Genomic DNA, 24,727 nt, shown 5'->3' with positions numbered 1-24,727 from the left:
AGATCATTTTTAATCACAATACAAATCTCGTTTCCCATCATAGACCTCCCAAAGGAAGTTCAATTGTTCTTCTGTATTGCGCTTGGTAGAAAGAGCAGGCATCTTCTCTCTCTCAAAAAATGCAAGATCGGAAATTTCCTGATTCTGTTGAAAACTTCCATCCAGCAATTCACATTCAAATACCAATTTCACATATTGGCGGCTTTGCAATTGGTAGCGATTGGTATCAAATACTGCCAACAACCGATTGACACGTGCTACATAGCCCGTTTCTTCTTGGATTTCCTTTAAAATATTTTCTTTTGGAGAATAGCCAACCTCACCAAAACCACCCGGCAAAGCCCAGGTCTCTTCTCCCTGACCTTTCACCAGACAAAGTTTTCCATCTTTGACAATCCATGCCCTAACATCAATCAAGGGAGTGTCGTAATGGTCTGTCGGTCGAAACAAATCCGATAATTCTTGTGGATTCAAATCAGTCGCTTCTCTGACAAGATCCTGTAAAATGGCACGAATATCCTGATAGCGCTCTTGATCAAATGGATCTTTTGAGAACGCTAAGCCTGTATTGGTGATTGAAATCAAGCGCTGAATGTTCTTTAGTACATTATTACTCGCCATTCTCCAACTCCTCTACCAATTTGGCTAGATTCATGGAATTGCTTCCCTTGATGAGGATTTGGTCCTGCTCTTTTAAGCTTTCCTTGACTTGTTTGAGCAGGTCCTCAAATTGATCTTCCTCAGCGGTCTTTTTGAAATAATAGACATGTCCGAGTGGGAACATCTGACTCGCTAATTGAGCCAGTCCCGCAATGTCTTGGCCATAGAAAATAACGGTATCCAAGACATCCGGTGACAGGCTGAGAATCATTTGGTTGTGCAGATCAATGGATTGCTCCCCGAGTTCTTTCATATCTGCCAAGACCGCAAGCTTGCGACCATTTGGATTGGTAGGAATAGTCGAGAAGGTTTCTAAAATCAGGCGCATGGCCGTTGGATTGGCATTGTAGACATCGGATAGGATATCCGCTCCGTTACTTGCCTTCTTCCATTCTGTGCGGTTCTTAGTCAGCTCTAAGCCTTTAAAGCTTGCACGGATGGCCTCTTCACTGACTCCTTCTTTTAAGGCAACATAGGAAGCGATCATGGCATTGGTCGCATTGTATTTGCCTGTTACAGGCAGGTCAATGGCTTCTTCTAAAAAATTCGCTTCAAAGGTCAGGCTGTCCTTGCGCTCGTCCAATTTGGTAATGCGGATATCTGCTCCTTCACCAAAGCGCACAAGCTCTTGTTGATTGGGTAAAAAATCCTCTACAATCGGATCGGCCGGTACTAGAAGCAAGCCACCAGCTGGCATGCCGTCCGCAATTTGCAATTTCCCTTTAGCGATTTCTGTGCGATCTTTGAAAAACTCCAGGTGAGCTTCCCCAATGAGGGTCACGATTGCTGCTTTTGGATGGGCAATTTCTGAGAGGAGATGGATATCTCCCAGATGGTCCTGTCCCATTTCAAGGACAAGCTTCTCTGTTCCTTCTGGCATATGGAGAACCGTGTAAGGAAGGCCAATCTCGTTATTGTAGTTCCCTTGTGTTTTATAGGTTTTATAAGTAGTAGATAATAATTGAGCCAACATATCTTTGGTCGTTGTCTTACCGTTTGAACCGGTGACCGCCAAGACATCTACCTGACTCTTCTCCAAAACATATTGTGCTAATTTTTGAAAGGCTCCTAGAACATCATCTACCAACAAATACGGGTGGCCTTCTACTTCTTTTTCAGACAAGGTCGCTACAGCCCCATTTTCAAAGGCGGTTTCAATAAAATCATGCCCATCACGCGCCCCCTTGAGAGGAACAAAGAGGTCCCCCGGACCAATAAGACGACTATCAAATTCTGGCTTCTGTAAAGCAAAATCTTCAAATTGACTGATATCATTGCGAACAGCCAGGACACGAGCCACTTCGTGCAAGGTTACATTCATGGTATTCTCCTCTAAAAAGTGGGAGCAGGAAGAAAAGCGACTCCTCTATGAGTTGACTTCATCTCCCACTCCCGCTAGGAACAGTTTCTTAAAGTAAGTGCGCTTCACGCTTTTCAAAGGTTTCTTTGGCTAATTCTACCAAGCGCTCGATTAAATCAGGATAGGCCAAGCCCATGTTATCCCAAAGTAAAGGATACATAGACCATTGGGTAAAGCCAGGCATGGTATTGAGCTCATTCAAGTAGATGCCCCCATCCTCTGTGTAGAAGAAATCACAACGGGAGAGACCCTTCCCACCAATGGCACGGAAGGCCAATTCGGCATTCTGACGCATGGTCGCAGCAACTTCTGCAGGAATTTCAGCCGGAATCGCCATCGTAATCTTATTATCGATGTATTTGGCTTCGTAGTCATAGAAGGCTACATCTTTGACCACCTCACCAGGGAGGGTGCTTTTCACATCATAGTTTCCTAATAGTCCCACTTCGATTTCGCGCGCTACAACACCTTGCTCAACCAGAACACGGCTATCGTATTTAAAGGCCAATTCCAAAGACTGACGAAGTTCTGCTTGGTTCTCTGCTTTTGAAATCCCGACACTAGAGCCCATATTCGAAGGCTTGGTAAAGACCGGATAGGTCAATTCTTTTTCGATTAAGGTAATTTTAGCTTCTAGGTCATCTCCTTCAAGGACAGCCACATAAGGAACTTGTGGAATCCCTGCTGATTCTAGGACCCGTTTTGTGGTAATCTTGTCCATCGCCACACTAGAAGAAAGGATATCACATCCCACATAAGGAAGTTTCAAAACTTCTAGGAAACCTTGAACCGATCCATCTTCTCCCATTGGTCCGTGAAGGACTGGAAAGACAACCGCTCCTTCTTGATAGATACTGCTCGGAGATACTTTAGCTTCCCAATCAATGGTCTCGTTGGTCATCAAGCGTTCTGTTTCAGCAGGCTTCTCTTCATAGCTTTGGGTCTTAATGAAGTCTCCCGCCTGAGTAATGAAATAGGTCTCAACAGAATACTTGTCATAATTAATCGCCCGCATTACGCTTTCAGCTGAAAGTACAGACACTTCGCGCTCTGCGCTACGGCCACCATAAAGAAGTACAATTTTTTCTTTTGCCATTGTTTGGTCCTAATCCTTTTTTTAATTTTGTGCTTCCTGATTGACTTGTCAGAAGCACTCCTCACATACGAGTTCGTCCCTCTAGTATACCACACTTTAAAAAGAAAGAAAACGAGAGAGAACACCTAAAAAACAAAAAACCAGAGGGCTTCCTCCAGTTTCTGTAACCGCTTATAACTCGGTTCGATTTTCAATAGCTCGAAGAAGTGTCACTTCGTCCGCATATTCGATATCGGCTCCGACAGCTAATCCACGTGCTAGGCGAGTCACTTTGATGCCAGCTGGTTTGAGGACGCGAGAGATATACATAGAAGTTGCTTCCCCATCCGCGGTTGCATTGGTCGCCACAATCACTTCTTGGACCTCATGATCCATTAATCGTGTAATCAAGGACTTGAGGTTAATATCATCTGGTCCGACCCCATTCATAGGCGAAATCAAGCCATGAAGGACATGGTAGCGACCATGGTACTCCTGGATATTCTCCATGGCCGACACATCTCGACTATCTTCTACCACTAAGATGGTCGATGGATCGCGCGTCTCGTCTCGACAAATGGCACACTCTTCTTCATCTGTTAGGTTCCCACAGATGGAACAATAGCTTAATTCCCGCTTTGCTGACAAGAGATTCTTGGCAAACTCATTGACATCGTCATCACTCATTCCGATGGTATAAAAGGCCAGACGAGTTGCTGTTTTGATCCCAATACCAGGGAGCTTCGAATAACTTTCAATTAATTTTGCGATAGGTGTTGGATAGAGCATAGCTTCCTTTCTAATTCATAGGATGTTTTTGCTGGTAGAGATTGATAATCTCTCTGGTAATACTGTGACTAACAGTCGCTTGGAGATTGGTATTGTGAGGGAAGACGACTGCCACCGCAATCTGAGGATTTTCAGATGGGGCATAGGCGATGACATTGGTATTTACAGCAGGGGTCCCACCATTTACAAATGTTTCTGCAGTCCCGGTCTTCGCACTGATTGGAACGGCAGCTCCTTCTCCGATAGTTTTACCAGTTGTTAAGCCACTGGTTCCGTATACAACCTGATAAAAACCTTGTTTAATGATAGCTAGATTTTCGGGTGTCAAAGCTACTTGATTGAGTTATTTTGTTGCAATCTCTTCTTTCAGAGGGCCCAAACCTCCCTTGGCATCATTCTCATAAATTCCTTGCACCAAGTGTGGCGCCACGCGTTTCCCATCGTTGGCAATGGTTGCAACATATTGAGCCAACTGCATAGGTGTATAGTTATCAAACTGACCAAAGGCGTCTGTTAGGTAATTACCAATCGTGAACTCTTTGGGAACATAGCCCGTTGATTCATTCGGAAGGTCAATTCCCGTCTCTGTTCCCAGACCATAAGAGGCAAAGGTCGAACGCAATTTGTTCATAGCTGGATCCAATTGGTCTGTCTTCAAGCTCATGTTTGGCTGATAGGGTTGGCCCATCAAATTAAGAGCTATCTGCACCATATAGGTGTTAGAAGAATATTCCAACGCTTGGACCGCATTGATTTCTTGACTTCCAAACTGCGTGAACCAAGAAGTGATAGGAGCTGAACCAGAAAAGGAGATTGGTTGATCCAATAGGACTTGATTCCCAGAAATCACTCCATTTTCCCATCCTGCTGTCAAAGTTGCTGCTTTCACAACCGATCCCGGAACAAAGACATTGGTCACTGTTCCTAAAGCGTCAGGAGTCAGGTCTTGCGAACCAGCTTCATGTTTCATCCCCGCCATCGCAAGAATTTTACCCGTTTTTGGATCTAAGGCAACAGCATAGACCCCTTCTGAGTAGGTGGCATTGCCAGCGGCCAATTCTGCCTGGAAGGACTTCTTCAAGATGTCTTCCACTCCTCTTTGGAAATCCAAATCAATGGAAAGCTTGATATTGTTCCCTTTGCTTCCTTTGGAGAGGGTTTCGATCTTTTCGACATTGCCATTCTTGTCCAAATGGATTTCTTTTTCAACCCGTTCTCCTTGGAGAACAGACTCATATTGTTTTTCTAAATAAGAAGTTCCGACGCGATCATTTAAGGCATAGCCTTTTTCCAAATAATCATCCACTTCTTCAGCTGGAAGACCGGCTTGCTCTGTCGACACACTACCGACAATGGAAGCCAAGGGGCTATCAACCACTTTTCGATCCCAACTTGTGATCACTTCAAATCCTGGAAATTCTTTTAAATGATCTTTGACCGTCGTTACCTGCTCATCGGACATCGGATCGGTCACAATCGTAGCACTGGCAAAGTTTTCAACGGCATTCATTTGGCTAAAGAGATAGATGGCCTTCTTTTCTTCTTCTGTATAGCCCAATTTGGCTGGGTCAATACTGTCCACCGCATACTGGTAGATTTTCGCTTCTGGAAGTGGGTTGCCATCCGTATCAATGCGTTCCTCCTTGGGCAGTTTGTCCACTACTTCTTTATAGACTTCGGTGTTTGCAAGATAAAAGTCGATTTCTTGACGCTTGCTGACTTGAGGGTTTGACACGCTTACGTAATTTAGGAGAAGCTGTGCTGTCTGACGCATCTCTTCTGCGGTAAACTTATTGCTTCGGGTAAAAGACAAGACCTTCTTGTCAACATTTTCTACCAGAGGCTGACCAGAAGCATCATAAATCTGTCCCCGGAGACTCCCTCTTGTTAAGTGTTTTTTGGTAGCTTTTGCCAATTTTTGTGTATAAAAGCCTTGATGAGTAATCTGCATATAGCCTAGTCGAGCAATTAAAATCAAAAAGAGGGTACAGACTATACTGAATAACAAATAAAGTCGTCTAGTAATCCACCGATTATCAAATTTTCTCACCTTAGCATTCGCTTTTTTTGAACGTTTAGATTTTTGCGCCATACCTCTCCTTTCACCTTGATTCTCAGCCCCAGTCCCTAACAAGACAACCTAAAAATAGGATAACTTTAAAGGGAATCTGAGGAATATTTCTATTTTAAACTCAACTTCCATTATAGCACATTTCATCCAGACACGAGTCGCTAGACCAGATAAAATAATCGTCATTCTGAACTCCTCGGCAAGCATTGTTTTATGCATATGCGGGAGGCATAGCTCTTGACTGCAAAATAGCTCCTTCCTCAAATCACAGGAGACAAGTGATAGGACATTTTTTGGTATAATAGAAGCATCGACAAAGTTAGTAAAGGAAACGATATGAAACTGATCTCATGGAATATTGACTCATTGAATGCCGCCTTGACGAGTGACTCTGCACGCGCAAAACTCTCGCAAGACGTCCTCCTCACCTTGGTTGCAGAGGATGCGGATATCATTGCCATTCAGGAAACAAAATTATCTGCCAAAGGACCAACAAAAAAACACTTAGAGGTCTTAGCAGAACTCTTCCCCGGATATGAAAATACTTGGCGGTCCTCTGTAGAACCAGCCCGCAAAGGATATGCAGGAACCATGTTCCTCTACAAAAAAGAATTGACACCAACGGTAACCTTCCCAGAAATCGGTGCCCCCTCTACCATGGACGTCGAAGGTCGAATTATTACCCTTGAATTTGATGACTTCTTTGTGACCCAGGTCTATACTCCGAATGCTGGAGATGGGCTCAAACGCTTGGAAGAACGCCAAATCTGGGATGCCAAATACGCAGACTACTTGGTAGAACTAGACCAGCAAAAGCCTGTTCTGGCAACAGGAGACTACAACGTAGCCCACAAGGAAATCGACTTGGCTAATCCAGCCAGCAACCGTCGTTCCCCAGGCTTTACCGATGAAGAGCGTGCTGGCTTTACTAACTTGCTAGCCAAAGGGTTCACTGATACCTTCCGCCACTTGCATGGGGACCTTCCAGATCAATATACTTGGTGGGCACAACGTAGCAAGACATCTAAAATCAACAACACAGGCTGGAGAATTGACTACTGGCTCACTTCTAACCGAGTTGCGGACAAGGTAACCAAGTCAGCTATGATTGACTCCGGCGCCCGTCAAGACCATACACCAATTGTCATGGAAATTGATCTCTAAGGAGGAAACAATGGACTATCAAGCTGTCATCCCTGAATTTGTCGTATCGGATATCGAGAAATCGCGTCGCTTCTACTGCGACTTGTTGGGATTCTCTGTCCAATACGAGCGTCCAGAGGAAAAATTTCTCTTCCTTTCGCTTGAAGACTGCCAGCTAATGCTAGAAGAAGGCAACGCAGAAGAATTATCCCAACTGACCTATCCTTTCGGGCGCGGTGTCAATATTTCCTTTGGCATCAAGGATGTCCCTCTGCTCCACCAAAAACTGTTGGAAGCCAACTATCCCATCTATCGTCCGCTGATAAAAAGAGAATTTCGAGTAGGAGATAGCTTTATTTATCCCCATGAATTTGCGATTTTGGATCCAGATGGTTATTTTTTAAGATTTAGTGAATAAGAAAAAGGAGGCTACTGGCCTCTTTTTCAGTAAGTAACTATCCATTGACAGGCTTGTAAATCTATAGTCAAAAACAGTTGCTAAACCCTATGAAATCAACATGTCAAAGAACTTTGATAGCCCTTTTTTATAAAATTTAGTAGAATGAAATCAGGAAGCGAGGAAATCTTATGCAAGTCGGGAAACAAATCCAGCACTATCGTAAAGAGAAAAACTTATCTCAAGACGAATTAGCTGAAATCATCTTTGTCAGCCGTCAATCCATTTCCAACTGGGAACGCGGCGCAACCTACCCTGATATTCAAAACCTGCTTTTACTGAGCAAGGTCTTTGAAGTGTCATTGGACAAACTAGTCAAAGGAGATTTGGAAACCATGAAACAAATTATTCACGACCAAGAATTTATGCGCTATCAAAAAGATGGAGTGGTCTTTAGCTTACTGCTAATTGGCAGTCCTATCATCAGCACTCCCCTCATTCTTTATTTGGATGGATACGGCATCGCTATTAGTTGCTTGATTCTTGCTGTCGGTATATTCTACGCCCTACGCATTGAAAAATTCAAGAAAAAGCATAATCTTCGTACTTATCGCCAGCTTGTCGCCTATGAACAAGGACGCAGTCTGAGCGAGATTGAAGAAGCTGAAGAAAGGGGTAAAGCTCCCTACGAAGGAATCCTCATTCCTATTCTATTTGTCCTTGGAATTGGCGCTATTACTCTACTGATTTCTTGGCTCTTACTTACTTTCTTCCCTATCAAATAAAAGCGAAGTCATTAGACCTCGCTTTTTAACTGTCTTTAAAGTTATACAATTGCGGATAGTGATCACATTCAGGATTTTTAGGATGGCAGATAGCCCGTCCAAAATAGATCATGGCCTGATGTGCTGGGAGCCAGCGCTCAGGGGGAAGAACATCCATCACTCGTTTTTCCACTTCTAATGGTGTTGCTGATTTCTTGACGATGTCATGGTGCTTACAGATCCGCTCCACATGGGTATCAACGGCAAAGGCAGGAATGCCAAATCCTACACTCATGACCACATTGGCTGTCTTGCGTCCCACTCCGGCTAAACTCTCCAGTTCCTCCCGTGTCTGAGGGACTTGGCCATCAAAGTTGTCCAACAATTGTTGGGCACATTTTTTGAGAAACTTAGCCTTATTGCGATAGAGACCTAATTTGGAAATATGCTTGGCAATGTCGGCTTCACTGGCGACCGACATGGCTTGAGGAGTTGGGAAGGCTTCAAACAAGGCAGGAGTTGCCTTATTAACCGCTGCATCTGTTGTTTGAGCAGAGAGCATCACCGCTACTAATAATTCAAAATGGTTGCGAAAATCCAAACTTGGCTGAGCATCTGGAAAAAGGGCAATAATTTCTTCAATCACATGACGTGCCCGTTTTTTTGATAAAACCATAACGTCTCCTTTGTATTACTAGACTTTATTATAGCATGAAGTCCGTCTATTTCCGAAAGAATCGGCTTCAGAAAAGGAAGTAGGACAGAATGAAATTTAAATGATATTCATTCTGTCCCACTTCCTACTTATATTAAAGGCGCCTTAACTCTATTGTTTGTTTTACACCAATCTCTTCAAGAAAGAAATCAAGATTTGAGCAGAACGCTCGCCAGCCTCTACGATAAATTCATCAAAAGAGATATTGGCTGCGTGATCTGCCGTATCACTCATAGCCCGAATGACCATGAAAGGACGCCCAGCTGCATGAGCGGCTTGGGCAATAGCTGCTCCTTCCATCTCAACTGCCAAGACTTCTGGGAAATGCTCCCGAATCGCAGCGACTTTTTCTTCGCTCGCGATAAAGCTATCCCCAGTTGCAATCAGGCCAACATGAGTTGAAGTAGCTTCTTCTTCCAGAACTTTTTTCATCTCTGAAACAAAATAGCGGCTGGATTCAAAGTAAAGAGGTTGCCCTGCCATCTGGCCATAGTCATACCCAAAAGCTGTCACGTCGACATCATGGTAGGCCAATTTGTCTGCAAGGACAATATCTCCAACAGCCATCCCTGGTGCAACGGCACCTGCAGAGCCCGTGTTGATAATGGCTTCCACCTTAAAATCGTTTGCCAATACAGCCACACTCATGGCTGACATGACCTTGCCGATACCGCTTTCCACCAAGACCACTTCATGGCGACCAATCGATCCTGTATAGTAGACTTTTCCTAAGCGAAGGTGTTTCTCTCCGTTCTGCAAAGCTTCCACTAAGATTTTTAACTCTTGTGGCATGGCCGCAATGATTCCAATTTTCATAATCGTCACTCCTTTGGTAGGCACTCCCTATAGGCGCCAGATTGCAAGAATTAACAAAATGAGGAGCAGGATGACCCAAAATAAAATTTTATTTAATTTTGATTGAAAAACCTCATCCTTTTGGTTTTCAATCCGACGGCTCTTGGTCACTGTAGGTTGGACTCTGATCGGAATAGTCTCCTGAGGATAGGAGGTTCCTCGTCCACCATCTCCTTCTCTTGAGGTCACCGGCCGTTCATAACCAAAGCCTCTGTTTCCTGTCGGGAGAATTTTTGTCTCTTCCTCATCAAAGAGCGGGGGACCAGAGATCGCTTCTCCCCGGTTTGCCCGCTCAATCATTTCATCTGTTAATAAAGGTTTGCCCATCGGTTTCTCCTCTATTCTTTATTTGTTTTGTAGGTGTTTCCAGTATTGAATTGCCATAATGGTTTTGGCATCGCAGATATCACCCGTTTGGATCAAGCCCTCAGCTTCTGCTAAAGTCACCTCAAAGAGCTCCAAGGTCTCATCTGCATCTTGAGGGCGAGGATTTTCCACTTTTTTCAGATTGGTCGCAAGATAGAGTTTGATCCGCTCGTTACAAAATCCAATGGCTGAATAAAAATCATACAACAACTCTAGATCCGCTGTGTAACCAATTTCTTCTTCCAATTCACGCAGAGCAGCTGCTTGAGGTTCCGCATTTTCACCCTTTTCCAACTTGCCTGCTGGAATCTCTACAGAAGTCCTCTCGATCGCCTTGCGGTACTGCTTGACCAAAATGGTCTTGCCCTCATCTGTGATCGGTAATACCGCAACAGCTCCATTATGGAAGATTAAATCACGCTGCGCTTGACCTTGCCCATCTGGCAGTTCCACTTGATCTGTGACTACTTGGAAAATCGGTCCTTGGTAAATCTCCTTGCGATCAATGGTTTTTTCTTCAAATTGCATGAAAATCTCCTATTTATTTTTAGGATGGTGAGGAAGGCGAGTAGCGTACTCATCCTTATTCACTTGACGGCCACGACCAATCGCAATCGCATCAGCTGGCACATCCTTGGTAATGGTGGATCCAGCACCGACTAAGGAATTGTCGCCTAATTCAACTGGTGCAATGATGGTCGAATTTGAGCCAATAAAGACATTATTTCCAATAAGGGTCTTGTATTTATTCTTCCCATCATAGTTGACAGTGATAGTCCCCGCACCAAAGTTAACGTTGTTGCCGACTTGGCAGTTACCAATATAGGTCAAATGACCGGCTTTGGTATTTTCGCCAATAGACGAACCTTTGACTTCGACAAAGTTTCCAATATGGACATCTTTTGACAAGCTAGAACCAGGACGAATATGTGCGTATGGCCCCACTGTCACACCATCAGCTACGGTGCTTTCTTCAATCATGGAGTTGGTAATAACAGCACCTGCACCGATTTCACTATCCACGATATAGGTTCCATTGGTTAAGACTGTCTCAGCCCCAATTTTTGTGTGCCCTTTTAGGGTAACATTGGCTTCGATTTGTACCTCAGGAGCGATTTCGACATCGATATCGATATAGGTCGCATCAGGGTTAACAAAGCTCACTCCATTAACCATGTGGGCTTGGTTAATGCGACGACGCATGATGCCTTCTGCTGTCGCAAGGGCCACGCGGTCATTAACCCCAAGACTTTCATCAAAGTCTTTGAGCGTATAGGCTCCGACTTTTTCGCCAGCTTCACGGAAAATCCCAATCACATCTGTGATATAGTATTCTCCTTGGGCATTGTTAGTATTGATATTCTTTAAAGCTTCAAAGAGACGCGCATTGTCAAAGACATAAGTCCCTGTATTGATTTCCTTGATTTGTTGCTCGTATTCTGTCGCATCTTTTTGCTCGACGATTCGAAGCACTTCCGCATTATCATTACGGACAATCCGACCATAGCCAAATGGATTAGCCGCTTCGGCTGTCAAAATCGTTGCCACATTCTTGTGATTGATATGGAAGTCGATCAAGTGTTTGAGGCTTTCACCCGTAATCAAAGGAGTATCTCCTGCAATGACAAGAGTATGGCCTTCAAGACCTTCCAAGACTGGCTCCGCCATCATAACCGCATGACCAGTTCCCAATTGTTCGGTTTGTTTGACAAACTCGGTTTGTCCAGCTAAGACTTGCTCCACCAATTCAGCCTTGTGGCCCACAACCGTTACAGTCTTTTCGGGTGAGATGGCTCCAACACTACGGAAAACATGCTCCAACATAGAGATCCCAGCAACCTTGTGAAGAACTTTAGGCAAATCTGATTTCATACGGGTACCTTTTCCCGCTGCTAAAATAATGGCATAATTTGGCATAACATTTCTCTTTTCTGTACAATATCGCTTACATTATACCATTTTTTAGCTGATTTGAAAAATTGACATAGATCAAAAAACTCTCCTATAAGGAGAGTCAGATTAAGATCATATCTTCGTTGAGACTTTCCTTAGGTGAGTACGGACATCAGCGAACTTCTACGAAATTCCATGATTTAGTTTTGAACCTAAAGTTTCAAAACTCCCGAGCGCTTGAAACTTTAGGTTTCAAGCGCTTTTCTCACAGCGGAAAGTCTCAAAAAATATTTTAATAGTTCTAAGAACTGGGCAGTATTTTTAACTTGTCACAATCACTAGGCCTATTTTGTATAAAAACAGTTATTCTTTTTTCTGATTTTCTAAATGGAGAGCGTATCTATAATGGATAAACCTTGCGAAATTCTTCTAAAACTACCTTGCTATCAGGTGTAAACGTCAGACCTGCTTCCTCCAGCCACTCCGTGAAAAACTCCTCATGAACCTGACGCCAATAAGCTAAGGATTTGTCTCCTTCGCCTTCCTTATAGGCATGGTCGGCTGAAACCTGATGGAAAGGCTGAACGGAAACCTTTGTAATTTCGACAATGCAGACAGCCTGATCTTGACTGTCTAAAATGACATCAAAGGTACCTTCTTGGGGAAGGGGTTCGTCCTCTACTGCGTAAAGATCGTAAGCTGAGGCAGTTGCTGTTTTTTCGCCTCTTAGAACCAAGTCAGCCAAGAGATCTGCCTCTACTCCAAAAGCCCAGGCATCTATCTCATCACCGATAGAGGGATTGATTTTCTTGTATGCATTCCACATTTCTTGCGGTGTCATGGGTTCTCCTTTGTAATTTTTTACTTTCTTCTTTTATATGTTTAAGATGGTCTGGATGGTCAATTTCTAAATCAAAAATCTCTGGAATAGAGCTGTAATGGAGAATACATTCGATACCCATCTGATTCATTTTTTGTATGAAAGAAGTATTCAGATAGCCTGCTACAGCAAAATCAATCTTGTTCTTCCTTGCTTTATCCTGCATCTGTCTCAACATATCTAACATAATTGGACTTTCCATATCATGCCATTGACTGTTTCTCACAGTCGCAAAAATAAAAGAAGTTAAATCATTCATTCCAACTACAATCTTTGAAATACCAGTTTCCAGTATCCTGTCCAAGTCGAAATAAGCTGATGGTAATTCAATCATCGTGCCGACTTTCCCGGTAAAACCATACTGACGCAATACTGTAATAGCTTGTTTTAATTGTTCAGCATCATTGACAAAAGGAAAAATAATAGACAGATTGGGATTGGTTTGAAAAACTTCTGTAACAACATTTGTCTCAGCCTGAAATTCATCTGGACACGCCAACAAACGCCTGATACCTCTGTATCCAAATAAGGGGTGACGTTCGTCAAAATACTCTTTAGTCCCGTCTAGAATATTTGCTTCTGCATTTGTTAACTCTGAAAAGCGATACCAGACTTCTTCATCTGAGTACAAATGACAAATAGTGTCTAGATAATCTTTCACAAATTGCTGACAATTTGGTAATAGTATGTTTTGGTTTAGTTCTCTCAACAAGTATTCCCCACGAATCAAGCCGACGTGGTGCAATAAATGGGGATAAACTTTTTCAACAATTTTTTCGCCACTAAGAGCTAGTTGATTTTGCATGTTCATTCACCTCGTCTTAAAAGATACAATATCAGATATCATTATACGACACTTTCCTCTAGTTCAAAAGCTTCATAAGGTTCAACTAACTCATATCCTAAAAATTCTGCTACTTTTTTGGAAGCCTCGTTATGAGCATCCCAAAGTGGAAACATATCTCTATTTAAACTCTCTAGAATCATTGCAGCACCAAGCTTTTTAGCAAATCCATTCCCTTGTTCGTTTGGTCTAGTTGCAACTTCCACTTCAACTGCTTCACGGTAAACTAACCCTGAGGAAATCCCAGCAATCACTTCATTATTTTTAAGAATCACAAAGCCAAATCCACCTTTTAAAGCAAAATCCTGGTAGGACTCAAAATCCCCCTGTAAATCTTGTGACCATTCTTCCTCAGAAAGGCAGTTATAAATACGATTATCAATAGGTACAATATTGTAACCTTCTTCTATATGAGTAACTAGGTCATTTAGAAATTCAACTTGAAAATTTGCCTTATCCTTAAGAGAATAGCGAGTAAAAGAAATTAACCCACCTTGCCGATGCAGAAAATCTTGCCACTTAGTGTCTTCTGAAATAATAATCTTATAATCTAAACCATATTGCCTAACAAAATCTTCCCAAAATCTGGAATCCAACTCCCCTGCTAGGTATAGAAAATTCCCAATATCATAAAAGCTTGTTGTCCTATCACTGTTTCGATAAACAGTCCCGATTTGAGATTTAAGACCATAGAGAACCATATATTTCTTCCATGTTTTAAATAGTTCCATTATCCCTCTTTTTTACCTTCCAATTCTTATAACTTGTCAGTTCCAATTCTGGAAATCCTCCTAACTCTGCCTTCACCTTCAATACTAAGGGTGAGGCATTTTCTTGGGTCATCTGCTCAATAGGGACCCAAACTGCATTGGCTGAATCATTAGTCCCATCAAGAACTTCATGAGGAAGGGATTTTTGAGAGTTTTCGAAATCGAGTACGATATCATAAAAGGCCATGATATGATGTACAGCGAAATCTTTCCCCTCTTCTTGAACCAGCACATCATACATCCTAGGATTTGAATAACGGATAAGCGTATAGCCTGTCTCCTCCAGAACTTCTCTCTTGAGAGTTTCTGTCAACCCCTCACCTAGTTCTTGACTACCACCCGGTAGATCAAAACGATGCTGATAGGGGCCTCTCGTTTTTTCAATGCAAAGCAATTTCCCGTCTTGAAGACAGATTCCATATACACCAAAGTGATTTTTGATTTCCATATTCCACCCTTTCTAAAAGTCCAAGATTGCTAGCTCACCTTATCCCTTAAAAGGAAAGAGGCTATATATTTCATGCTCTTTGATATACTTCTTCAGTATCTCCATATTCTCTTCAATTTTTGCCTGAATATCTGTCTCTTCACAAGTTGACTCAGTAATAAAGAGGTAAATTTTCAGTAGATCTGTTAAGTATAGCAGACGGCGTTCCATTTCCGATTCAGGACTTGAAGCTTGCTCGATTTTTGCAAGCTTTTGCTCCAAGCTATCACCATTCAAAAATCTCTGATGAACTCTCCTTCTTATGTTTTGAGTGGATTCCTCCCCTTGTTCTAACGGAAACAAAAGGAGTTTTTTATAGACGAATACCTGATTTTCTGCCTCTCTTTCCAGATAGGCCAATAAAACCAGAGAGCTATCAACAAAGGTCCACGTGTTATAATTCCCTTCAAATGGAACTTGTATGATCCTATCTAATAATTTCTTAGCCATTTCCTCTTGATCATCCAGATAAAGTAAATAGGCCAGATGATTTAGCGATTCGAGATAGCTAGCTTGAGTTTTCTTATTCTTTTTGGGAACCTGGTTTAAATACGAGAAGAACTCAGCATCATTTTCAATCTCTTCGATTAGTTCTTTCACATTCATTTCTTTTCTTCTATCCAATTCACTTTTTGTTACTGAGAAAGGCTTTTCTCAGGTCAATTTCACCGAAATAGATATTCTTTCGCTATCGCTTGGACATCCGGGGAAAGGTAGCGCTCTATCAAGTCACCTGTCCCTGCAATATAATCCTCCAGAGGGACATCTTCTCTTTGGCCCCAGAAATTTGAAAAAGCAAAATAGAACTCAAAAAACTCCGTCAAACTTGCGCTGAGTTTGTAGAAATTAGGATCTCCAGGACTGCCCGCGTAAACAGGGGATTTTTCATCTATCATATCGCAGAAAAGAATATCGTCTGTATCTGTAGTAGCGAATATCTGGTATTGCCCTTCACTAAATTGAAGAACATCTTGTAAGGCCCAAGATTCGACTGTCCTTGCAGGAGAGTCTAATGGCAACAAAACAATATTAAAATTTTGATTGGCAAAAAACAAATCCTTATCGAACTCTATATGTTGATAGTAAGCAAGCAATTCTCCTGTCAAATTGGAAGACTGGATCCTTAATTTTTCGTTTGAAAAACTCACCAATTGGGGGATAAACGTTGTTTCCTCATAGAGTTTAATGATCTTTTTTAATACAGTAACTACTGCCATATTTCTTTCCGTGGTCATTCTTCTTACATCTCCTTTAAGAATTCCAGCCACATCTTCACATCTGGATTTATCTCATGCGCTACCTCAGCATGCTTTCTATAATCCATATCCAAGTAGCCTTGTTCATTCCGGAAAATAATACCTTGTTCATAACATACTTTAAAGGTTGTGAGCATGGATTTCAATGACCGGTATTCGACCTGAGGTTCTTCTTCATACACGTAAACACCATGTATTTGACCCTGAGATTCTGGAGCCAAGTTCATGGCATAAAAATCTCCCCCTCCACTGGCAAAAATTGGGAACCAAAATTTGTTCCAAACATCCCTTGCTCTTAGTTCCATGTAGGTCTGGATACTTTCTTCCAGAGACATCAAATAGAAGCCAGGAAAAAATGCCAGCTCACCAAGTGTGATTCCCTCACTATCTTTTGATCCGTTTCTCCAAGCATAAAGGGCATGCAAGTCTTGGTTTGGTTGCAATGGGATTTCCTCAAACAATTCTTGAATTTTTAAAGAAGTTATTCCCGGATTTAGATGGTCTACACAAGAATGATCTAGCTGTTGGAGACTTTTTTCAATCTCATTTAATAATTGGGTAATCGTTTCCATTTGTTCTCCTTACCTTGTAGTTCAGTTTCTTCGTCCCTATAGTAGGGCCTTCCCATTATTCAATCCCATCCTCTTTGTTATACTCTATCATGCATTTGACTGCATATTCTACCCATTCCCAAAAGTCGTTAAACTCTTTCCGTTGCTCCCATCCTTCGGCAGCAAAATCATGAATGAGTTGGACCTTATTGCCCTTTCCTATTTCAAAACAAGCTGTATCATCACAATCTCCTCTTTTAGCAAATGGAATCAACTCTCTGCTTGGATATCTTTCCTGCAATCCCTCATACAAAGATAGGGCCCATTCTGAATCCAACAGATACCAACAATCAAAATCAACTAAATTGAGTTCAATCAATTTTTTAAACGATTCAGGATACTGAAATAGCCTTTCATCAAGTAAATAGTTTTTCATTTCTTATTTCCTTTTGGTACAAGATTGATATAGGATGCTAAGTCAACATTATTTTCAACCTCTTCGATGAGTTCATTAAGATTCATCTATTTTTTCCTACCGGTTTCTTTCGTCAGGATATTGATCAGTAAATCTTCACTTTCACTCCGCCCTAATAAGTAGTTTTAATTATTTCTCCCGAACGAATATAGGTTTTAAAGAAGTTTTTAGGAACAGAAGCAATCTTAGGTGTAATGGATAAGCCATAGTTTGCAAAATCTAAAGCCAACTTCTTAGAATCGATTGAATCATAATACTCAACATACAATCTGCATAAGTTCACTTTGGTGATAGAGAATTGTTTTAACAACCAATCCTTCTCAAGATCCTTCTCGGGATCTATGCTCGAAAATACGGTAGGATACGACGCATACTGATCAGTAAAATCGATGGCCTCTTGGACAGCCTTTTCCAATTCAGCTTGATCCATGCCATTTCTATGTTCGATAGAACCTAATCGCGTCCGTAAAGCACAATCCACTTCTTCTAACAGTCCTGACTCCAGAAAGAGAGGATGAAGGCCAACATTTACGAAATAGGCACTACCATCTGATTTTCGTTGAAAATAGATGACCGTATAAAAATCATGATCAATTTTATAATAGTTATGGGTTCGCTTTAGTCGCGAAAAGCCATTTTTTACGAAGAGTTCTTTGGCCTCTTTCATTTCTTTACCTCTATTTCTAAAAGGATGTGGAAAGTTCCTCATTGCATTTTCCTAGAAATCTATATGGATATAGGTGATTCCTATAATTCCTTGCGATTGCATGGGTTATTGACGTTCTCCATCTATTCTACACAACTAGTCTAAGATCGTTCCTAGAATCATCTTGTTTTGCTCGGTTAACTGAAAGTCATCCATGAAATAGGGCAAAAAGTCATCAAACAAGGGATGCCTAATTCCATCTATTGAGAGACCTTTTTTCTGACGTTCTTTTAATAAAACTAAGATTTCGATTGGGAAATATTGCCATAGTAAGGTATTGAAGTCTACTAAATGACTATCTCTGGTGTTCGCTAAATGATAATCATACATGGATAAAATTGTTTCTCTAAAAACATCATCGTCCTCTGAAAAAATAGTTTCCATAACCTGTTTATAGGCATCATTCACATTCTGATAAGGATTCGTGTCCAAGGGGTGATATTTGGCATCACAAGCATTCTCCAGTAGGTTAGCAAGTCGATCATCCTTACCATTTCCATAAAGAAAAACGACTAAAGGCAATAAACTCTTAGCTGAAAAGAAAATAATTTTTTTCCCTTTCTCAACTTGGGCTTCTTTAAAATAGGCTAATTTATCAATTAAAAACTCTACATAAGTATTATCTAAATAGGCAAGGGCAAATAAGATATTCAAACAAATATCTGTATCAAAGTTTGAGCCCCCTTTAGCCAAATATTTAGCAGAAGCCATATCTGCCATTACAGAACAAAAACAGCCATTCAATAATAACTGGTAGTTTTCAGATGTTTTACTTTCTATAAAATTAGAGACTAGAGGATACGGACTTATAGAATCAATCATATCTATATGATCATACAGATATGATTGATTCTCACCTTTTTCTTCATAGTTAACTTTAACGCTTTTCTTATCAGATTTTAGAGCTGTTAAAATGGCTTCAGTATTAGATAGGTTTTCTGCCTCTAAGTGAAAATCTCTTGCCTTCAGTATTTTATTTTTTATAGCAGTTAATTTTCTTTTTTGATTTGAAAGTGTTTTATTCATATTGACCTCTAAAATTTCATTTCTTACACTTAACTACCACTTTTTTTGAAGGATATCTCTTCCTGCATTCCTATACTATCCAGTATTTCACAAGGAAGAATTGATCCACTTCCCATCATCAAGCCATTCTTTCTTATCAATCCACCATCGTCCTTCTTGAAACACCATTCGAAAACGATAGAGAGTTTCTAAACCAGAACGATTCTCCTTGATATAGAAGTAAGTTTGATTCCCGTCATGCTCTTCATCAATGATGGGATGCGTTTCTAATTTATAGTCAAACGGAAATCGAACAGATAAAGATTCTTCCCTTGCTCTGAGTGTTTTTTTAGATCTACAAAACTGATCAAATATAGCAGCTAATTCATCCTTCAACATCTCTTTATCGGCTTGGTTTCTTAGGCTCCTAGTGGCTTTTCTCTCCCAAGAATACATAGCCTGCATAAACTGGAGGAAGGTTTCTTTTGCTAGATTCGTATGGCTCATATTTCCTCCTGCTTAAACAACGGGACTAATAGTTCGTTTATGATGAAGACATCGCTCATAAAAAGCTGGATTAAAGGCATTTTTTACCCCTTACGCATGCAAACATGTGGTAACTCTCTTCTAAGAAGTTCCCTTTGCTTTTGATTCGTTCTTCCCGTTGTTAAAAATCGAAGATGTTTCAGACACTTCAGGTAGCTAACTGTTGATCCGTAGTTAAAAATAGACGTGTCGACAAAATCTAAAAAACGGAGCTCACTAGATGGATGGATAAAATCCAATTCTGGTAATTTTTTATTTGACGTAAATGAAAGATAGAGCAACTGATTTAAATCCCTAATAAAAGAAAAGTTTGGCAACTTTACATCATAATCAAAGTGCAGATAACGCATGCCAGTATGAAAAGAAATGTTCTCTATCGTTTCCAAATTTGTCATGGAAGATATCCCTAGAGCTTTCACACAATCATTCTGGGGTAAGATGATCTTTCTTACTTTTCTAGCCCCAACTATTAAAATCTTTTCTACTTGTTCGTATGTTGAAAAGTCTAGCACATCAGATTTGCTTCCCATCAAGTAAATCACTCTCGTATTGCTAGGTAAAGAAAGCTGGTTAAAATCTACATCTTTTAGCATATCCTCTGGGTTTTCGACAATGTATTTTTGTCTTAATAAGCGATTGATATTGATGAATTCTTTATAAGTCAATGTTTCATCCAATAATGGTGCAATGTCTTCAATCGTACGCAGAGGCGCCATTGCCATTAGATCCTCTCTTTCGGAAAATCCTTTTTTAATGATTTCTAAATATTTATCTAAACTGGTCATCATTCACCTCTTTTCATGAATAAAATGCTTCGTTTTCTATTTTCAACCTAAATCATTTTACAATGACACCCTGACTAGAAGACTAAATCATCGCTTGTCGCCAAAAGGTTAAAATCACGAATCTTCAGAGTATTTTTTCTAAATAAACTATATATCCTGCTTGCTCAATCTCGATCAAAAATGACCTTGACTCTGGCTCTACCCGAAGCGTCTAGATATTGCTCTAGTTTCGTAATAGACTCCTCTGAATCAGACAATTGAACAAACAAATCCCCATTGATGGTCATGACATCCTTTGTCGGTAAAAGCATGAGATTTTCAACACTTGGATCATTCACTATCATTAAGGAAGGGGAATAAATACAGCTTGTGGAGGGGTCTAGATTTCCAAATCGTTCCCTAGCAGAAACAAAAATAGATTCCATCCCACCTTGGGCTTTCAGAACAAATTCCCTCTCAAAAAACGCTTCAAAACTGTCGTAGATCTCGATAACATCCATCGTAATCCCATCTAAATAATAAACTTGATTACTTTGAATGTTCCCATCCTTCAATCTATAAGCGAATTGATCTCCAATAGCAGACATACCAAAAAAATAGTAGTCTGATGCATAATCTCTCCAGACATCTTTCCAGAGCTCATCCGAATTCCAGGAATCTAGCGTAATAGCTTGAGTAGAATCCGTCCCAAACAAGCGATAATAGCCACCATAAAACTCCAAGCCATTGGTCATGGAGAGCAAATTCAGGTGAGCTTGAGGAAACTGTCTGGCTTTGAGTTTTTCTAGTTCAAAAGCTGAGGCCCCACTTTCTTGTATGACCAGATCCTCACAACATTTTAAAAAATTCTTCATTTTCATTTGCTTCTCATCTCTTCATCTTTGGCTTTAGCCAAGCATAAATTCAATAAAGTCTTTTCGATAGGCTTCAGGAAGTTGCTCCTCGATAATAGCCATGATTCCTGTTAAAAAACCTTCTTTATAGTCCGACAAGTCCTCATCAATGTAGATGTCATTCTCAAACTTGGTGATTTCTAGCTTTTTCATCTGACTATAAGTAGACAAGAAAGTAGATAAAGAGGGGCTTAAGCAATAGAGCTTGGAATTCCCAGGAATCTTGCCAAATACAGGACTAAGCTCGCTAGTTAGATCACACAAAATTGGCTCATCCCCCATCATGTGAGCAAAAACCACATAACTCTCTTTCCAGCTAGTATCCTGCCATCCTTCTGATGCAGCTTCACATAGAGGGAGAGGAATTAGAGCAAGATCATAGGGAGCTCCTCTAAAATAAGCTTCTTCCTCAAAGCTCAAATGTTGGTAGAACTCTTTCAATTGACCAGACAAATCTCGCTTTTCGACATGAAGACAGTCACTAGTAAATACAAGCTCTCCTAAGCCCTTGTTTCTATGATAGACTTCTACGAATTCCTTCAACAAATTGAACATCATTATTAGACTCCTCTCACATTTTTGGGATTATATTTGGCTATTTTCAACTGACGATTACGTATCATTCTGACCGCTAGCGACAGCCTGAGCCCAAATTCGTTCAAATTCCTCTTGACTAATCTTGATGGAGTCTGATAGATCCAACTCATCTTTTCGACCATCATAGAGTAGAAACCCTACTTCTGGAACATAATCCTGTAGGCAAGAGGAAGCATAAGAGTGCCCATTCAAAACGTTAATTTGTCGACTCGCACGCTGACCAGTAAACTCTGTATAAATAACTCCTAGGCCTGACATAAACTCACTATTGCCATAATAATAATATTCTTTTTCACACATTAGAATCTTCCTTTACCATTTGTCTCTCCAAGAATGGCATTCTTTCCTCTCTGTCTCTTTCATCGACTAATTCTATGTTCATTTTCAATTTATAGAATTTACCGGTTCTTAGCCTTATTTTCCAAGACTCTCACTTCTACTTTATCCTCCGCTAAATGGAGATCCAATACTTTTTCCTGGTCTTTAAAGAATAGCGTCAAGTCTCTGGTAGAAAATTCACTAAAATAAGAGGGCAAAAATTCATCCAGAGACTCCATTTGAAACAAGACATAAATCGGTGAAAATTCCCCAAAAACTAGGATAAACTGCCTGCTATTGCCAACTAGACTTTGAATTAACCTACTTAAATCTTGAGTAGTGTGGGCAACAGGAAACTCATAAAGGCATGGAATCGGAGAATCGATAGGATTCAACTCCCCAGCATACCAAGCAATTTCTTTAGGTTTATCGGTCAGAAAATGGACATCCTTTATCCCCTTCAAACTCTTGATTCGTCTTTTCACTTTTAACAAGGATAATTTCTTTTTTAAGTCACTCATTGTTTGTGCTCCATCATTCTGAAACAGAAATTTTGCTCACAACCTCATTCTCTTTATCCAGCAGATACAGGAAGTTACTTTTTGCTTCCAGTTTACCAAGCTTAGCCCCATAATCCATCTCATGAGCAGCGCAGGATTGAATCAACTGACGGATTCTCTTATCCTTTTGCTCTATCTTCCAAAACAAATCCACCTTATCCAGCTGATGCTCCACTTGAATGGAAAAGATCGTGGATTGGATCTTCTTCCTTTTCCACTCCCAGCTATTTTCATAATCGTTTTTCTCTATTTCATTGACTACATCCTCTATCAAGGAGTATGGAATAGAGAGCTCCTGAAACACGCGCTTTACCCCTTTTAACAAGGCCTCTAAGAGCAGCTTTTTCTGTTCCAATGGACTCGAGCTTTCATAGCTAGAAAAATCAAATAAGACCTGAACAGTATAGACGCCAAGTAGGTTCATGATAGCTGGATTGCTAATCGTATCTACACATTCTACGATGATTTTCCAACAATCCTGGGTTATAACTGGTTTGAAAAGCCGTTCTACCATAGAGGTCATACATTTGGATTCATATACGAACGCTCTTCGAAGGTCTTTCCAATTCTGTCGATAGTCCTTAATTCTAGCTTCCTCGTAAGTTAGCGTAGCTGAGTCCATCAGCTTCTCAATCCTCTGTTGATTTTCCACATAGGGCTTATCTAATTCAAAATACTGTAACTTCATATTCGTGGTCTCGTAGTTTTTTTCTTGTAGAAAGGTCTAGCCTTAGGTCAAGGTCTAATATTTGTGCTCTTCCTTCACTTTTTCCCATAGTCGTGGTGTCCCTCCTAGCAATGGAGGATTGTTTGATCATCCAGAATCTCCGCAAATAAGCTAAGAATACATCTTTAAGTATCAATCTTCACAGGACCAATCTCAGCAATTCTAACTAGGTCAGAAGAACCCGATAACATCACATCATTTTGGTTTATAAAATTGAATTCAACCTTATTCTCTAAAAAGAGCAGTTCCAGTTGTCCCTTAACCTTATGAATCCCCTTAGAATAAAAATGGATTTCATCTAAATTAAAAAACTCTAAATTAATTTTTATGGCATTAAATGCACTTTTCTGCCACTTTTCAGGGAAGTCAGTTGGTAAATCATATACATAAAGGACAAGATCTAATTTGTAATCGTAATATAATACAGTATCAAGAAATACATTATTCAAGTCCAAATCACCATCAAACAAATGAATAATCTTTTCCTTCCCCACTACTTTTTCAAACCATTTCACAGTATGAACTCCTTTTTAAAAATGAATATAAGTCTTCTTTTTAAGATTCATTGTTTCCCTCTTTAAGGAAGTGACAGTTTCTCTCTTTAAGTAGATTTTAGAATAGACTAACTCTTCTGCCGTCCTTTCCTTTTGTAACGTCATTGATTAAGTCCTTGACGATAGATATATCGAACTGACGAGAAAAGTCAACAATTTTCTGACGATTCTGTTCTGGATAAAGATATGATGCAGCCAAAATAAATAAAAATGGATTTGTGACTTGACCAATATGCTCAAGGTATTTAGGCTGAGTCACATGAGACATAATTTTGTTAAAATCGTCATCTTTCAGCACAATCTTTCTCAGATAGAGTGCTGCACAAGCACCTGCAGCTTGCAATAAGTTATTCGATTCCAAGGACTCATAAACAAAAGACAAGTTCTCTGTTTCTAAATTTTCTAGATAAGCAATCGCTACTGCTAGAGAGCGATAGGTTACAGGGGTTGGGATGTCTCTCAGCAGTAATGACTTGAGATAGGGGACTTCTTCTGTGCAATCCGTTGCGGCCATGGCGTAGAGCAAGTACATTTGTGATTCCCATGATTTAGGCTTTTCCATCTCCCCTTCCAAGGCCTGATGCAAGAATGGTCCATATCCTTTTAGTCTGTCCTTTAAAATTTTTTTCGCAGCTTTTTTTATCAAGGGCGTACGTCCTGAAGTTAACTCATCTACATAGTCCAT

At 40.5% G+C, this 24,727-nt stretch carries 31 protein-coding genes and 1 pseudogene; 3 read left to right on the top strand and 29 right to left on the bottom strand.

Annotation, left to right across the window (positions count from 1 at the left end; translation table 11 throughout):
• Positions 1-9 precede the first annotated feature (9 nt).
• The 5 genes and pseudogenes from FJR71_RS00690 to pbp2b form a co-directional block, all read right to left on the bottom strand.
• On the bottom strand, positions 10-621 hold the full coding sequence (locus FJR71_RS00690; protein ID WP_140813845.1) for an NUDIX hydrolase: 612 nt from the start codon (positions 619-621) through the stop codon (positions 10-12).
• On the bottom strand, positions 611-1,981 hold the full coding sequence (locus FJR71_RS00685) for a UDP-N-acetylmuramoyl-tripeptide--D-alanyl-D-alanine ligase (RefSeq protein ID WP_140813844.1): 1,371 nt from the start codon (positions 1,979-1,981) through the stop codon (positions 611-613). Before FJR71_RS00685 ends, FJR71_RS00690 begins: the two co-directional genes overlap by 11 nt.
• An 88-nt stretch (positions 1,982-2,069) precedes the next feature.
• The gene (locus FJR71_RS00680; RefSeq protein WP_140813843.1) at positions 2,070-3,116 is read right to left on the bottom strand and encodes a D-alanine--D-alanine ligase; all 1,047 of its coding nucleotides are present in this window, start codon (positions 3,114-3,116) and stop codon (positions 2,070-2,072) included.
• A gap of 171 nt (positions 3,117-3,287) precedes the next feature.
• Complete coding sequence (gene recR, locus FJR71_RS00675; protein WP_006596694.1) at positions 3,288-3,884, bottom strand: recombination mediator RecR; 597 nt, start codon at positions 3,882-3,884, stop codon at positions 3,288-3,290.
• Positions 3,885-3,894: 10 nt separating this feature from the next.
• Positions 3,895-5,976 (bottom strand): annotated as a pseudogene (gene pbp2b, locus FJR71_RS00670) (penicillin-binding protein PBP2B).
• A gap of 315 nt (positions 5,977-6,291) precedes the next feature.
• On the opposite strand from pbp2b, the gene FJR71_RS00665 reads away from it, so the two are divergent.
• The 3 genes from FJR71_RS00665 to FJR71_RS00650 all read left to right on the top strand — a co-directional run bounded on the left by FJR71_RS00665 (position 6,292) and on the right by FJR71_RS00650 (position 8,280).
• Positions 6,292-7,119 (top strand): exodeoxyribonuclease III, encoded by an 828-nt coding sequence (locus tag FJR71_RS00665; protein ID WP_140813842.1) that lies wholly within the window; start codon positions 6,292-6,294, stop codon positions 7,117-7,119.
• Positions 7,120-7,129: 10 nt separating this feature from the next.
• Entirely contained in the window at positions 7,130-7,516 is a 387-nt protein-coding gene (locus tag FJR71_RS00660) for a bleomycin resistance protein (RefSeq protein WP_140813841.1), read from the top strand.
• Between the two features lie 170 nt (positions 7,517-7,686).
• Positions 7,687-8,280: a helix-turn-helix domain-containing protein gene (locus FJR71_RS00650; protein WP_129268734.1), complete on the top strand. Its 594-nt coding sequence runs from the start codon at positions 7,687-7,689 to the stop codon at positions 8,278-8,280.
• A 25-nt stretch (positions 8,281-8,305) separates the two neighbouring features.
• Here FJR71_RS00650 and nth read toward each other — a convergent pair whose 3' ends face one another.
• From nth to FJR71_RS00530, 24 genes are all read right to left on the bottom strand, one after another.
• Positions 8,306-8,935 carry an endonuclease III gene (gene nth / locus FJR71_RS00645; RefSeq protein ID WP_140813840.1) on the bottom strand — a complete coding sequence of 210 codons (630 nt, stop codon included), beginning with the start codon at positions 8,933-8,935 and terminating at the stop codon, positions 8,306-8,308.
• 162 nt (positions 8,936-9,097) lie between these two features.
• The gene (locus FJR71_RS00640) at positions 9,098-9,790 is read right to left on the bottom strand and encodes a 5'-methylthioadenosine/adenosylhomocysteine nucleosidase (protein WP_140813839.1); all 693 of its coding nucleotides are present in this window, start codon (positions 9,788-9,790) and stop codon (positions 9,098-9,100) included.
• Between the two features lie 27 nt (positions 9,791-9,817).
• Positions 9,818-10,156, bottom strand: a complete 339-nt coding sequence (gene macP, locus FJR71_RS00635; RefSeq protein WP_048789705.1) for a cell wall synthase accessory phosphoprotein MacP — start codon at positions 10,154-10,156, stop codon at positions 9,818-9,820.
• Positions 10,157-10,174: 18 nt separating this feature from the next.
• On the bottom strand, positions 10,175-10,723 hold the full coding sequence (locus FJR71_RS00630) for an NUDIX hydrolase (protein WP_140813838.1): 549 nt from the start codon (positions 10,721-10,723) through the stop codon (positions 10,175-10,177).
• Positions 10,724-10,732: 9 nt separating this feature from the next.
• Positions 10,733-12,112: a bifunctional UDP-N-acetylglucosamine diphosphorylase/glucosamine-1-phosphate N-acetyltransferase GlmU gene (gene glmU / locus FJR71_RS00625; RefSeq protein ID WP_140813837.1), complete on the bottom strand. Its 1,380-nt coding sequence runs from the start codon at positions 12,110-12,112 to the stop codon at positions 10,733-10,735.
• A gap of 376 nt (positions 12,113-12,488) precedes the next feature.
• The gene (locus FJR71_RS00620; protein WP_140813836.1) at positions 12,489-12,929 is read right to left on the bottom strand and encodes an ASCH domain-containing protein; all 441 of its coding nucleotides are present in this window, start codon (positions 12,927-12,929) and stop codon (positions 12,489-12,491) included.
• Positions 12,874-13,773 (bottom strand): putative PEP-binding protein, encoded by a 900-nt coding sequence (locus FJR71_RS00615; protein WP_048691782.1) that lies wholly within the window; start codon positions 13,771-13,773, stop codon positions 12,874-12,876. The genes FJR71_RS00620 and FJR71_RS00615 overlap by 56 nt, the downstream gene beginning before the upstream one ends.
• Positions 13,774-13,814: 41 nt before the next feature.
• The gene (locus tag FJR71_RS00610) at positions 13,815-14,543 is read right to left on the bottom strand and encodes a GNAT family N-acetyltransferase (RefSeq protein WP_048691784.1); all 729 of its coding nucleotides are present in this window, start codon (positions 14,541-14,543) and stop codon (positions 13,815-13,817) included.
• Positions 14,530-15,030, bottom strand: coding sequence for an NUDIX hydrolase (locus tag FJR71_RS00605; RefSeq protein WP_140813835.1), 501 nt, complete (start codon positions 15,028-15,030; stop codon positions 14,530-14,532). Before FJR71_RS00605 ends, FJR71_RS00610 begins: the two co-directional genes overlap by 14 nt.
• Before the next feature lie 39 nt (positions 15,031-15,069).
• Positions 15,070-15,675, bottom strand: coding sequence for a DUF6707 family protein (locus FJR71_RS00600; RefSeq protein ID WP_140813834.1), 606 nt, complete (start codon positions 15,673-15,675; stop codon positions 15,070-15,072).
• Between the two features lie 59 nt (positions 15,676-15,734).
• The gene (locus FJR71_RS00595; protein ID WP_246040082.1) at positions 15,735-16,337 is read right to left on the bottom strand and encodes a hypothetical protein; all 603 of its coding nucleotides are present in this window, start codon (positions 16,335-16,337) and stop codon (positions 15,735-15,737) included.
• Positions 16,310-16,897, bottom strand: coding sequence for an SMI1/KNR4 family protein (locus FJR71_RS00590; RefSeq protein WP_140813833.1), 588 nt, complete (start codon positions 16,895-16,897; stop codon positions 16,310-16,312). Before FJR71_RS00590 ends, FJR71_RS00595 begins: the two co-directional genes overlap by 28 nt.
• 55 nt (positions 16,898-16,952) lie before the next feature.
• Positions 16,953-17,312: a hypothetical protein gene (locus FJR71_RS00585; RefSeq protein WP_140813832.1), complete on the bottom strand. Its 360-nt coding sequence runs from the start codon at positions 17,310-17,312 to the stop codon at positions 16,953-16,955.
• Between the two features lie 151 nt (positions 17,313-17,463).
• Positions 17,464-18,018, bottom strand: a complete 555-nt coding sequence (locus FJR71_RS00580) for a DUF4304 domain-containing protein (RefSeq protein WP_140813831.1) — start codon at positions 18,016-18,018, stop codon at positions 17,464-17,466.
• 135 nt (positions 18,019-18,153) lie between these two features.
• Positions 18,154-19,083 (bottom strand): hypothetical protein, encoded by a 930-nt coding sequence (locus tag FJR71_RS00575; RefSeq protein WP_048691796.1) that lies wholly within the window; start codon positions 19,081-19,083, stop codon positions 18,154-18,156.
• Between the two features lie 87 nt (positions 19,084-19,170).
• The gene (locus FJR71_RS00570) at positions 19,171-19,569 is read right to left on the bottom strand and encodes an NTF2 fold immunity protein (protein WP_140813830.1); all 399 of its coding nucleotides are present in this window, start codon (positions 19,567-19,569) and stop codon (positions 19,171-19,173) included.
• An 83-nt stretch (positions 19,570-19,652) separates the two neighbouring features.
• Positions 19,653-20,393, bottom strand: a complete 741-nt coding sequence (locus FJR71_RS00565) for a hypothetical protein (RefSeq protein WP_140813829.1) — start codon at positions 20,391-20,393, stop codon at positions 19,653-19,655.
• 164 nt (positions 20,394-20,557) lie between these two features.
• Complete coding sequence (locus FJR71_RS00560; RefSeq protein WP_140813828.1) at positions 20,558-21,253, bottom strand: SMI1/KNR4 family protein; 696 nt, start codon at positions 21,251-21,253, stop codon at positions 20,558-20,560.
• A gap of 27 nt (positions 21,254-21,280) precedes the next feature.
• Positions 21,281-21,844, bottom strand: coding sequence for a hypothetical protein (locus tag FJR71_RS00555; RefSeq protein WP_140813827.1), 564 nt, complete (start codon positions 21,842-21,844; stop codon positions 21,281-21,283).
• Positions 21,845-21,898: 54 nt separating this feature from the next.
• A complete protein-coding gene (locus FJR71_RS00550; RefSeq protein WP_061563717.1) occupies positions 21,899-22,183 on the bottom strand; it encodes a hypothetical protein in 285 nt (94 codons plus the stop codon).
• 98 nt (positions 22,184-22,281) lie between these two features.
• On the bottom strand, positions 22,282-22,722 hold the full coding sequence (locus FJR71_RS00545; protein WP_140813826.1) for a hypothetical protein: 441 nt from the start codon (positions 22,720-22,722) through the stop codon (positions 22,282-22,284).
• 13 nt (positions 22,723-22,735) lie between these two features.
• Entirely contained in the window at positions 22,736-23,284 is a 549-nt protein-coding gene (locus FJR71_RS00540; protein WP_246040081.1) for a hypothetical protein, read from the bottom strand.
• Positions 23,285-23,613: 329 nt separating this feature from the next.
• The gene (locus tag FJR71_RS00535; RefSeq protein WP_140813824.1) at positions 23,614-24,003 is read right to left on the bottom strand and encodes an Imm50 family immunity protein; all 390 of its coding nucleotides are present in this window, start codon (positions 24,001-24,003) and stop codon (positions 23,614-23,616) included.
• A gap of 97 nt (positions 24,004-24,100) precedes the next feature.
• Positions 24,101-24,727 carry a hypothetical protein gene (locus FJR71_RS00530; RefSeq protein WP_140813823.1) on the bottom strand — a complete coding sequence of 209 codons (627 nt, stop codon included), beginning with the start codon at positions 24,725-24,727 and terminating at the stop codon, positions 24,101-24,103.

It is taken from the genome of Streptococcus xiaochunlingii, from assembly GCF_006385805.1.
Taxonomy (GTDB): Bacteria; Bacillota; Bacilli; order Lactobacillales; family Streptococcaceae; genus Streptococcus; species Streptococcus xiaochunlingii.
The sequence above is the reverse complement of the archived record's forward strand: the minus strand, read 5'-3'. Positions and strand labels throughout refer to the sequence as shown.

Coding starts and splice junctions, on each gene's coding strand:
- FJR71_RS00690 (WP_140813845.1), bottom strand. CDS start 621: ATGGCGAGTAATAATGTACTAAAGAACATTCAGCGCTTGATTTCAATC.
- FJR71_RS00685 (WP_140813844.1), bottom strand. CDS start 1,981: ATGAATGTAACCTTGCACGAAGTGGCTCGTGTCCTGGCTGTTCGCAAT.
- FJR71_RS00680 (WP_140813843.1), bottom strand. CDS start 3,116: ATGGCAAAAGAAAAAATTGTACTTCTTTATGGTGGCCGTAGCGCAGAG.
- recR (WP_006596694.1), bottom strand. CDS start 3,884: ATGCTCTATCCAACACCTATCGCAAAATTAATTGAAAGTTATTCGAAG.
- FJR71_RS00665 (WP_140813842.1), top strand. CDS start 6,292: ATGAAACTGATCTCATGGAATATTGACTCATTGAATGCCGCCTTGACG.
- FJR71_RS00660 (WP_140813841.1), top strand. CDS start 7,130: ATGGACTATCAAGCTGTCATCCCTGAATTTGTCGTATCGGATATCGAG.
- FJR71_RS00650 (WP_129268734.1), top strand. CDS start 7,687: ATGCAAGTCGGGAAACAAATCCAGCACTATCGTAAAGAGAAAAACTTA.
- nth (WP_140813840.1), bottom strand. CDS start 8,935: ATGGTTTTATCAAAAAAACGGGCACGTCATGTGATTGAAGAAATTATT.
- FJR71_RS00640 (WP_140813839.1), bottom strand. CDS start 9,790: ATGAAAATTGGAATCATTGCGGCCATGCCACAAGAGTTAAAAATCTTA.
- macP (WP_048789705.1), bottom strand. CDS start 10,156: ATGGGCAAACCTTTATTAACAGATGAAATGATTGAGCGGGCAAACCGG.
- FJR71_RS00630 (WP_140813838.1), bottom strand. CDS start 10,723: ATGCAATTTGAAGAAAAAACCATTGATCGCAAGGAGATTTACCAAGGA.
- glmU (WP_140813837.1), bottom strand. CDS start 12,112: ATGCCAAATTATGCCATTATTTTAGCAGCGGGAAAAGGTACCCGTATG.
- FJR71_RS00620 (WP_140813836.1), bottom strand. CDS start 12,929: ATGACACCGCAAGAAATGTGGAATGCATACAAGAAAATCAATCCCTCT.
- FJR71_RS00615 (WP_048691782.1), bottom strand. CDS start 13,773: ATGCAAAATCAACTAGCTCTTAGTGGCGAAAAAATTGTTGAAAAAGTT.
- FJR71_RS00610 (WP_048691784.1), bottom strand. CDS start 14,543: ATGGAACTATTTAAAACATGGAAGAAATATATGGTTCTCTATGGTCTT.
- FJR71_RS00605 (WP_140813835.1), bottom strand. CDS start 15,030: ATGGAAATCAAAAATCACTTTGGTGTATATGGAATCTGTCTTCAAGAC.
- FJR71_RS00600 (WP_140813834.1), bottom strand. CDS start 15,675: ATGAATGTGAAAGAACTAATCGAAGAGATTGAAAATGATGCTGAGTTC.
- FJR71_RS00590 (WP_140813833.1), bottom strand. CDS start 16,897: ATGGAAACGATTACCCAATTATTAAATGAGATTGAAAAAAGTCTCCAA.
- FJR71_RS00585 (WP_140813832.1), bottom strand. CDS start 17,312: ATGAAAAACTATTTACTTGATGAAAGGCTATTTCAGTATCCTGAATCG.
- FJR71_RS00580 (WP_140813831.1), bottom strand. CDS start 18,018: ATGAAAGAGGCCAAAGAACTCTTCGTAAAAAATGGCTTTTCGCGACTA.
- FJR71_RS00575 (WP_048691796.1), bottom strand. CDS start 19,083: ATGAATAAAACACTTTCAAATCAAAAAAGAAAATTAACTGCTATAAAA.
- FJR71_RS00570 (WP_140813830.1), bottom strand. CDS start 19,569: ATGAGCCATACGAATCTAGCAAAAGAAACCTTCCTCCAGTTTATGCAG.
- FJR71_RS00565 (WP_140813829.1), bottom strand. CDS start 20,393: ATGACCAGTTTAGATAAATATTTAGAAATCATTAAAAAAGGATTTTCC.
- FJR71_RS00560 (WP_140813828.1), bottom strand. CDS start 21,253: ATGAAAATGAAGAATTTTTTAAAATGTTGTGAGGATCTGGTCATACAA.
- FJR71_RS00555 (WP_140813827.1), bottom strand. CDS start 21,844: ATGATGTTCAATTTGTTGAAGGAATTCGTAGAAGTCTATCATAGAAAC.
- FJR71_RS00550 (WP_061563717.1), bottom strand. CDS start 22,183: ATGTGTGAAAAAGAATATTATTATTATGGCAATAGTGAGTTTATGTCA.
- FJR71_RS00545 (WP_140813826.1), bottom strand. CDS start 22,722: ATGAGTGACTTAAAAAAGAAATTATCCTTGTTAAAAGTGAAAAGACGA.
- FJR71_RS00540 (WP_246040081.1), bottom strand. CDS start 23,284: ATGACCTCTATGGTAGAACGGCTTTTCAAACCAGTTATAACCCAGGAT.
- FJR71_RS00530 (WP_140813823.1), bottom strand. CDS start 24,727: ATGGACTATGTAGATGAGTTAACTTCAGGACGTACGCCCTTGATAAAA.